This window comes from Rhodococcus sp. EPR-134, from assembly GCF_001647205.1.
GTDB lineage: Bacteria > Actinomycetota > Actinomycetes > Mycobacteriales > Mycobacteriaceae > Rhodococcus_F > Rhodococcus_F qingshengii.
On sequence record NZ_LVCT01000683.1, the window covers coordinates 1 to 8,197 of the forward strand.

The 8,197-nt window shown below is 63.0% G+C and carries 8 protein-coding genes; 7 read left to right on the plus strand and 1 reads right to left on the minus strand.

Annotation, left to right across the window (positions count from 1 at the left end):
• From A2J01_RS29865 to A2J01_RS29875, 3 genes are all read left to right on the plus strand, one after another.
• The coding region (locus A2J01_RS29865; protein WP_064114175.1) for a hypothetical protein at window positions 1-1,633 on the plus strand (1,633 nt) is incomplete at its 5' end.
• Window positions 1,605-2,222, plus strand: coding sequence for a sortase domain-containing protein (locus A2J01_RS29870; protein WP_064114176.1), 618 nt, complete (start codon window positions 1,605-1,607; stop codon window positions 2,220-2,222). The genes A2J01_RS29865 and A2J01_RS29870, both read left to right, overlap by 29 nt.
• A gap of 26 nt (window positions 2,223-2,248) precedes the next feature.
• A complete protein-coding gene (locus tag A2J01_RS29875; RefSeq protein ID WP_064114177.1) occupies window positions 2,249-3,331 on the plus strand; it encodes a M20/M25/M40 family metallo-hydrolase in 1,083 nt (360 codons plus the stop codon).
• On the opposite strand, the gene A2J01_RS29880 is transcribed toward A2J01_RS29875, so the two are convergent.
• Window positions 3,292-4,317, minus strand: a complete 1,026-nt coding sequence (locus tag A2J01_RS29880) for a LacI family DNA-binding transcriptional regulator (RefSeq protein WP_064114178.1) — start codon at window positions 4,315-4,317, stop codon at window positions 3,292-3,294. The genes A2J01_RS29875 and A2J01_RS29880 overlap by 40 nt on opposite strands.
• A 234-nt stretch (window positions 4,318-4,551) precedes the next feature.
• Here A2J01_RS29880 and A2J01_RS29885 point away from each other — a divergent pair, with 234 nt between their 5' ends.
• The 4 genes from A2J01_RS29885 to A2J01_RS29900 are packed head-to-tail and all read left to right on the plus strand — an operon-like array spanning window position 4,552 to window position 8,073.
• Window positions 4,552-5,394 carry a BtpA/SgcQ family protein gene (locus A2J01_RS29885; protein ID WP_003940276.1) on the plus strand — a complete coding sequence of 281 codons (843 nt, stop codon included), beginning with the start codon at window positions 4,552-4,554 and terminating at the stop codon, window positions 5,392-5,394.
• A gap of 2 nt (window positions 5,395-5,396) precedes the next feature.
• Entirely contained in the window at window positions 5,397-6,296 is a 900-nt protein-coding gene (locus tag A2J01_RS29890) for a PfkB family carbohydrate kinase (RefSeq protein WP_042924967.1), read from the plus strand.
• The gene (locus A2J01_RS29895; RefSeq protein WP_064114179.1) at window positions 6,293-7,300 is read left to right on the plus strand and encodes a substrate-binding domain-containing protein; all 1,008 of its coding nucleotides are present in this window, start codon (window positions 6,293-6,295) and stop codon (window positions 7,298-7,300) included. Before A2J01_RS29890 ends, A2J01_RS29895 begins: the two co-directional genes overlap by 4 nt.
• Before the next feature lie 2 nt (window positions 7,301-7,302).
• Window positions 7,303-8,073 carry an ATP-binding cassette domain-containing protein gene (locus A2J01_RS29900; protein WP_064114180.1) on the plus strand — a complete coding sequence of 257 codons (771 nt, stop codon included), beginning with the start codon at window positions 7,303-7,305 and terminating at the stop codon, window positions 8,071-8,073.
• Window positions 8,074-8,197: the final 124 nt, after the last annotated feature.

Sequence of the window (8,197 nt, forward strand, 5' to 3'; positions counted from 1 at the left end):
TCTCGGATTGGCGGTGGGCGGCACGGGAATTGCATCGGCAGAGCCGGAAACCGTGTGTACCCCGAGCGCTGATCCGCTGGTGACCTGCGCCGAGGAAGAGGCAGCTGCCACCACCGACGCCGACGCGGCGACGAGCACCGAGACCACGCCGGAGAAGGTTGAAGCCGGGGTCGCGGGCACGGGCAGTGCCGAAACCGCTGGTACGGACGCTGCAGCACTGGCGGAAGCCGAAGCAAAAGCCAAGGCAGCTGCCGACGCGGCAGCGAAGGCCGCCGAAGCAGCCGCGACGGCAAGGGTCGACTCGTCCGCAGCGACAGACACTTCGGTGAAGGCGACCGAGGCAATGACCCAGGCGAGCGTCGAGGCAACCAAGGCGGCGGTCGAATCGACGCAGGCCAAGGCGGAGGCCGGGGCAGCGGAACAGTCTGCCAAGGAAGCGGAAGAGGCGGCCAAGGTTGCGGAGTCCGCGGCGGCCGATGCCAAAGAGGTAGCAAAAACAGCTCAGGCAGAAGCTGATGCGGCTGCAGCCAAGGCTGCGGAACTCGAGGAAGCAGCGAAGGCCGCCGGTTCGGGGACCAAGACCGAGGAGGCGGCACGCGCTCGCGCCGAGGCTAATGCTCTGCAGGCCAAGGCCGATGAGGCGAAGGCTGCCGCGGATGCAAACGCCAAACTGGTAGCGGACAAGAACAAGGAAGCCGAGGAAGCCTTCAAGAACTGGGACATCGCGAAGGGACTCGCCGCAAAGGCTCAGGCGTTGGCCGCAGCTTGGAATGCCAAGCAGCTCGCGATCACCGTCAAGGAAACTCAGAAGGTGGCCACCGCCGCCGAAACCACCGCCAAGGCAGCCGAGTCCGCAGCCGCCACCGAGGTAGAAGCTGCCACCGCCGCCCGTAAGGCCGCAGATGAAGCGGCAGCTACCGCAGCTTCCGCACAGAAGGACGCTGCCGCTGCGCAGAAGGCCGCGGAGACGGCGCAGGCCGAGGCCGATGCTGCAGGGGAGGCGGCCACCGACAAGCGAGCAATCGCCGACGAAAAGGCTGCCGAAGCCGCCAAGAAGGCCGAAGCTGCCGAAGCAGCGAGTAAGAAGGCGCAGGATCTCTACCTGGCCGCCGAAGACGCGAAGGCGGCGGCCGACGCCGCAGCAACAAAGGCAAAGGAAGCTCAGGCCGCCGCAGCCGCCGCAAAGGCCGAAGCGGATGCAGCGCAGAAGATCGTCGACGAGCTCAAGGCAAAGGGCGAGAAGGAGATCGACAACGGAACAGGCGTCGGCGGTGAAGTGATCATCGGTGAGCACACTGACGACGGCTCCGGGGTCACGAAGGTCGACGAGACCACCGCTGTAGTGAACAAGACCGGCGTCAAGCTGGTCGGCTACTACAACAACAAGGGAGCCTTCGACGTCGTCGACTACTACGTCACCGATGCCGACGGCGATCCGGCGCTCGCCGGAAGCCTGCCCCCGGTCGACCTTGCTCTCGGTGACACCGCAAGCAGCAGCACCAGCGGTAGCAGCAACTCCAACCTGCCGGCTGTATTGATCGGCGTCGGAGTCGTGGGCGCTGCCGCCGCAGCAGCTACGACGGTGGTTGTTCGTCGCAAGCGTCATGACGGCCCGGGCAACACGTCTGCGTAGCCTCGGTCTCTCGGCGGTAGCGATCCTCGCCCTCCTCGTATCCGGATGTTCGGGCGAGAACGCGGTATCGCTACCTGACCGCTCGCCGGTGCAGTCGCATATCGCGGCTGCACCGGCTTCGGTGACCGTCGATCCGGCAGAACCCGAGAGGATCGAGTTGAGGTCTGCGTCCGGGGTCACGTACCTGAGCAGTCCGTTGCACTCGGAGAAACTGATGCGCGGCGGCGAGAGTGGGCAGCAACTGAATCCCGTCGACGAACTGCCGGTGTGGTGGGGTGAAAGCGGAATGCCGGGAACGTCGACCACACAAACAGTTGTCGTGGTCGGCCACAACTACACCACTCGCGAAGCACCGTTCCGGGCGCTCCGGGTAGTGGAGCCGGGCGATCGAATTCTCCTGGGTACACCGAACGGCACACTCGAGTACGACGTCGAAACAGTCGGGCCGCTGCACAAAGGTTCGCTGCTGGGCGCTCACGAGTTGCGCGAATCGGTTCCGGGACGGCTGATCCTCGCCAATTGTGATGTCGTCGAAGGAGAGTCGACCGACGACAATTACGTTGTCATCGCCCAGCTGGCAGCGCACTGAATCCGTGGCAGTGTAAGAATAGGGACATGGATTCCCTCGGACTTCTCTCGGAACTGGTAGCTCTCGACACGGTCTCGGGGGAGGCCGCTCCTCAACGGCGGGTGATGGATTCGATTGTCTCGTTGGTTCTCTCACGTGCGCCACAGGCGAAGGTGGAGTCAGACCTGACCGGCAATCATCCCTGGGCCTTGATCACCAACGAAGCTGCACCCTCGGCAGCCAGACTACTGTTCGCCTGCCACGTGGACACGGTGCCAGTGGGCACTGTCTCCGACTGGGAGTTCGACCCGTACGCCGCACAGGTCGACGGCGAATTGTTCCTCGGCAGAGGGACATCGGATATGAAGGCCGGCCTTGTTGCCGCTACTGCCGCGGTTGTCGACGCTTTCGAACGTGGAGTCCCGGTCGCACTACTGCTGACGAGCGACGAGGAAATCGGATCGCTCGGGGCTGTTCGTTCGGCCGACGCCGTGGCGAATCTCGAGGTCGGGGCTGTCATCGTTCCCGAGGCGACCGGCAATCGCATCAACCTGGGGCACCGCGGCGCACTGTGGCTCGAAGTGTCCGTCAAAGGAAAAGCCGCGCACGGGAGTACACCGCAGCGAGGAACTAACGCCGTCCTCAAACTGCTTGACGTCGTCGACCGAGCCCGGCGTGAGCTTCCGCTGTCGTCCGACGCGTTTCTGGGTGCCGAAACCTGGAACCTCGGCTTGGTCGGCGGGGGTTCGGCTCCGAACATCGTGCCGGACAGTGCACGTGCGGTGATCGATCACCGCACGGTGGGAGACGGCGCCGACCTGCTCGCGTGGTGGCGAGCCCAACCAGAAGTCGACTCGGTGGAGACGTCGATTCATCTGGGAGGTGTGCGTACCGACGCGTCGGATCCGTGGTTGGCTACCTTGCCTATCCCTGTTGCAACCGAACCGGTTTCGTACTTCACCGACGCTTCGGTACTGGCCGCCGCCGCCCCTGGTGCTCCCGTCGTGATCTGGGGCCCTGGCACTCCCTCGCTGATGCATGCGGCCAACGAAAGCGTCAAGGTCTCCGAACTGGACGATGCGATCGCTGCTTACGGTGCGGTTGCCGCCGCTTGGCCGACGGTGGACTGACGGACAATCAGTTCAGGAGCAAGCGCGATGTGGGCTGTCGACTCGGAAGAGTTGTACATCGCCTGATCCAGAAGTCGCACAGCTTCTTCCGCGATTCTTTCCTGCGGCTGCCCGACGGTGGTCAACGGCGGGTTGCACAATTCGGAGAACGGGATGTTGTCGAAACCGGTGACCAGAACGTCGCCGGGAACGTCGATGCCCAATGCGTGACAGGTCTGCAACACACCGAGTGCGATCAAGTCGTCGGCGCAGACCAGGGCGTCGGGGCGAGTTTTGCCGGTCAGGATGATGTTGGATGCCGTGCGCCCCCACTCGATCGAGTACTCGCCGAGTTGTGTCCACTCGTCACGAGTTTCGATGCCCATTCGATCCGCGTGGCGGAAGAAGCCGGCCCGGCGAAGTTCTGTTGACGAATTGGTCAGCTCGGAACTGATGAAGGCGGCTGATTGCGCGCCACGCTCGGACAGATGCTCCATCACCAGGGATTGAGCGGCGTCGTCGTCGACGCCGACCCAGTCCGTCTGGGTATCCATTGCAAACCGGTCCAGTTGAACGACCGGAAGCGTTGCCGCGCTGGCTCGGACGGCTTCTGCACTCAGCTCGCCGTGGCACGGGCTGATGATGATTCCGTCCACTTGCCGGGAGACGAGCGACTTGAGTCGCTGCGCTTCCACGTCGGGATCGGAACGAGAATCGCACAGGAACAGTTGTAGTCCGCGCCGAGCGAGGACGTGTTCGACGTTGACCACCAGCGAAGTGAAGAAGGGGTTCGCGATACTCGGAACCACCATTCCGACAGTGTCCGTCCGATTACGACGCAGCGAGCTGGCGATGATGTTTCCCGAGTATCCGAGAGAATCCGCGGCTCGTTTGATCGTCGCTGCAAGCTCGTCCGAGACAGGGCGGGATCCGGACAGTGCCCGCGACACGGTGGCCGTCGACACCCCGGCCAGTTCCGCGACATCGCGAATGGTCGCCTTGCGCATGCGTCCCCCGTTTTCTGCTCGATTCGGGTCCGAGGTTATCGAACCGCACGGTCCAGTGTCCCGCATGTAACGCGATTGAGGCAATCGTTTACAAATTCGAATTGTGAAATCCTTGACACAACCCGGTGTTGATCGCATAACCTGCTAATTCATCAAGGCAATCGATTACATCGTGTGCAGATCTTGTGCATGGACATACAGCGCAAATCTTGCGCATGGAATGGGGTAGCTGAAGTGACCGCATCACCGCTCGGAGTCTTTCCGCCCAAGCCCTCGGCGCTGGCAGAGATGTTCACCGGCACGCCATCTCTCATCGGGGCCATTCACCTCCCGGCCCTGCCGGGCAGCCCGCACTACACCGGGCAGCCGGTTTCGGAAATTGCTCGCTTCGCCGTCGAGGAAGCACACGCGTATGTCGACAACGGTTTCGACGGTGTGATCGTCGAAAATCACTGGGACATACCGTTCCTCAAGCCCGGCGAACACGGATACGAAACCGCCGCGAGCATGGGAGTCATCACGGCAGCGGTGGTCGGCGAGTTCGGCAAGGCCGTCGGCGTCAGCATCCTGTCCAACGCCGGCGAGTGCGGAGTGGCCGCAGCGTGGGCGGCAGGCGCGAGTTTTGTGCGCGTCAATCAGTGGGCAAATGCCTACATTGCCAATGAGGGCTTCATCGAGGGCCAGGCCGCCAAGACGACGCGCTTCCGCCATCGCATCGGCGCCGACCCGGTCCGGATCTTCGCTGACGTGCACGTCAAACACGGTGCGCATGCCATTGTCGCGGACCGCACTGTCGCGGAACAGACCGAAGACGCCGAGTTCTTCGACGCAGATGTTCTGATCGCGACGGGTTCGCGCACCGGTGACGCCGCTTCGGTCGACGAGGTTTCCGTGATCCGAGACAACACCGTTCTTCCGGTGATCATCGGATCCGGCATCACGGCTGCCAATGTCGCAGCGCTGATGAAGGAATGCGACGGCGCGATAGTTGCATCCTCGGTGAAGGACAATGGACGCTGGTGGGGACGGGTCGCAGGCGAGAAGGTCCGCGAACTGTCCCGGGCCGCAGGAAAGTAACCATGATTGTCTTTTGTGGATACGCCAACAACGATGTGACGGTACATGTCCCACACGTACCGGTACTCGGTGAGCGCGTTCAGGCAACGGCCATCAGTCAGATCGACGGTGGAATGAATGCAAATGCTGCGGTATCCGCGGCCAGAATGGGCGCGCAAGTGATCTTTGCCGGTGCCGTGGGCCCGGACGCGCGGTCCACCGAGTTTCTCGAATCCCTCGAGGCAGACGGCGTCGACACCAGTTGGTCGCCGCGAGATGCGTTCCTGTCGACGGCAGTTGTTCTCATCGCGCAGGACGGCGATCGCTCCATCATCAGCCAGGACGACCCGAACGATGCCGAACGCATCGGAGTTGTCGTCACCCGATTGGCCGCTGCCGGCGGTGGACGACTGTTCCTCGACGGATACCGTGCGGTCTTCCTCCCGGATGAATTGCCGGGAAGCGTAAGTCTGGTAATCGATCTGGACGGTTGTGAAAACAAAGCCGCGGCACTGCGCGCGTTCGCTCTGGCCGACCACGTCGTCGTAGGGCGTGCCCTGTGGGAAGGCGAGTTCGGGATCGGTTTCGACCAGTGGCAGACTCTGGCCGCCGAGCACCACACCCACCTGCTGGTGACCGACGGCTCGCGAGGTTGGACACTGGCCACACCGGACGGCGAGGTGACGAGCGAACCGGCAGTAGTGGTCGACGTCGTCGATGCCGTCGGGGCCGGTGATTGCTTCGGCGGTACGTACATCGCTTTTGTCGACGCCGGGCGCTCACCGGTGGACGCCGCACGACTCGCCGGGGCATCGGCTGCATTGGCTTGCGCCACCGCAGGCCCCCGCGGATGCCCCACCCGAGATGAATTGGACAGCTTCACAGCAACATTGACCCCTCACACCCTTTTGGAGACTCGATGATGAAACGTGCATTGCCTCTGGCGCTGGGAGCTGCAGTCGCGCTCACGCTCACCGCTTGTGACTCGGCTTCGTCGAGTGACTCGAAGGACGCATCGGGGGGCTCGTCCATCCCGCAGCCGACCCGGGTCGCCGAAAGCTGTGACGGGACGAACGGCAAGCTCAAGGTCGGTCTGGTGACCATCAACCTCCAGGCGCTGTACTTCAACCAGATCAACAATGCCGCGAAGAACGTCGCGGACAAGGCAGGCGTCGACCTGCAGATCATCAGCGGCAACGACGATTCCGTCGCGCAGGCCAACGCCTTCGACAATCTGATCGCCGCCGGAGTTGACGCGATCATCGTCGATGCAATCGACACGGACGGAATCAAGCCGTCGGTGGTCAAGGCCAAGAACGCGGGCATCCCCGTCGTCGCGGTGGACGCGACCATCGACGATCCGGCACTGTCGACTCAGGTCGGTACGGCCAACGCCGAGGGTGGCGCCAAGATCGGAAACACCTTGGCCGACGTCGCGAACAACACCGGAACGGTCGGTATCGTCGGCGCGCTCAACAGCACTGTTCAGTTGGAGCGGCAGAAGGGCTTCACGGAGACCGTGACCGGCCGCGGAATGACCGTCGGCACCGTCGTGGACGGACGTAACATTCAGGAGAACGCACAGACCGCAGCGGAGAACCTGCTGACCGGCGGTGGCGACATGAAGTACATCTACGCAACCGGTGAGCCGGCACTGATCGGTCTCGTCGCGGCGGTCAACAGTCAGAAGGCGCAGGATCGCATCGAAGCAGTCGGTTGGGATCTTTCGGATCAGGCGGTAGGCGGACTCAAAGCCGGTTGGCTTAAAGGCGTGGTCCAGCAGAACACCTTCGAATTCGGCCATGAGGCAATGAATTCGGCAATCGACCTGGCTTGCGGACGCGGCGCTCCGGCAAACATCCCGGTTCCCACCCAGATCGTGACCCCGGAGAACGTGGCCGACTACATGTACTACTTGGAGAAGTAATCATGGCACCTCCACTGATCGAACTCTCGGGCATCACCAAGTCGTACGGACCGGTGAAGTCCCTTCAAGGAGTGGACCTTCGGCTGGCGAAGGGTGAAGTACTCGGAGTGGTCGGCGACAACGGCGCCGGTAAGTCCACTCTGATGAAGATTCTCGCCGGTGCGGTTCAGCACGACGGCGGCGAAATGCGCGTCAACGGTGAACCAGTGCGCTTTTCGGCGCCTCTCGACGCCCAGCAGAAAAAGATCGGAATCGTCTACCAGGATCTGGCTCTGTGCGACACGCTGGACGTCGCCAGCAATCTGTTCCTCGGCAGAGAACCGCGAAAAGGCCCCTTCCTCGACCGGCATGCCATGCACGAGAAGGCGGCTCACATTCTCGCCGACCTGCATGTCAAGGTGAAGTCGACCTACCAGGAGATCGGGCAACTGTCCGGCGGACAGCGGCAAACCGTCGCGATCGCCCGCGCAGTCTCCTTCCGCCCAGACGTACTGATCCTCGACGAGCCCACCGCAGCGCTTGCCGTCGCCGAGGTCGAGTCGGTGCTCAAGCTGATCACGGACGTCGCAGCGGCCGGCGTGGGCGTCATTCTCGTGACACACCGCCTGCAGGACCTGTTCCGCGTGTGTGACCGAATCACGGTCATGTACGAGGGGCAGAGTGTCGACGACGTTCCGATCGGCGACCTCAACATCGAGTCCCTCGTCGGACTCATCACTCGAACTCCGGTGCCGCAACGGACATCGGCAGCAACACAGGGAGCCACGGCATGACCACTCTCGAGAAGACCCAGGCGCCGATCGAGCGCAAGCTCGCCGCGAAACCCTCCTTGTGGGACAGCGTCAACAAGCCCACCCTCGCGATGCTGGCGGTGACAGTTGCTGTCGCAGCCGTCTT

Excerpts from the sequence above, each read along its gene's own strand:
- A2J01_RS29870 (WP_064114176.1), top strand. The coding sequence starts at position 1,605 with ATGACGGCCCGGGCAACACGTCTGCGTAGCCTCGGTCTCTCGGCGGTA.
- A2J01_RS29875 (WP_064114177.1), top strand. The coding sequence starts at position 2,249 with ATGGATTCCCTCGGACTTCTCTCGGAACTGGTAGCTCTCGACACGGTC.
- A2J01_RS29880 (WP_064114178.1), bottom strand. The coding sequence starts at position 4,317 with ATGCGCAAGGCGACCATTCGCGATGTCGCGGAACTGGCCGGGGTGTCG.
- A2J01_RS29890 (WP_042924967.1), top strand. The coding sequence starts at position 5,397 with ATGATTGTCTTTTGTGGATACGCCAACAACGATGTGACGGTACATGTC.
- A2J01_RS29895 (WP_064114179.1), top strand. The coding sequence starts at position 6,293 with ATGATGAAACGTGCATTGCCTCTGGCGCTGGGAGCTGCAGTCGCGCTC.
- A2J01_RS29900 (WP_064114180.1), top strand. The coding sequence starts at position 7,303 with ATGGCACCTCCACTGATCGAACTCTCGGGCATCACCAAGTCGTACGGA.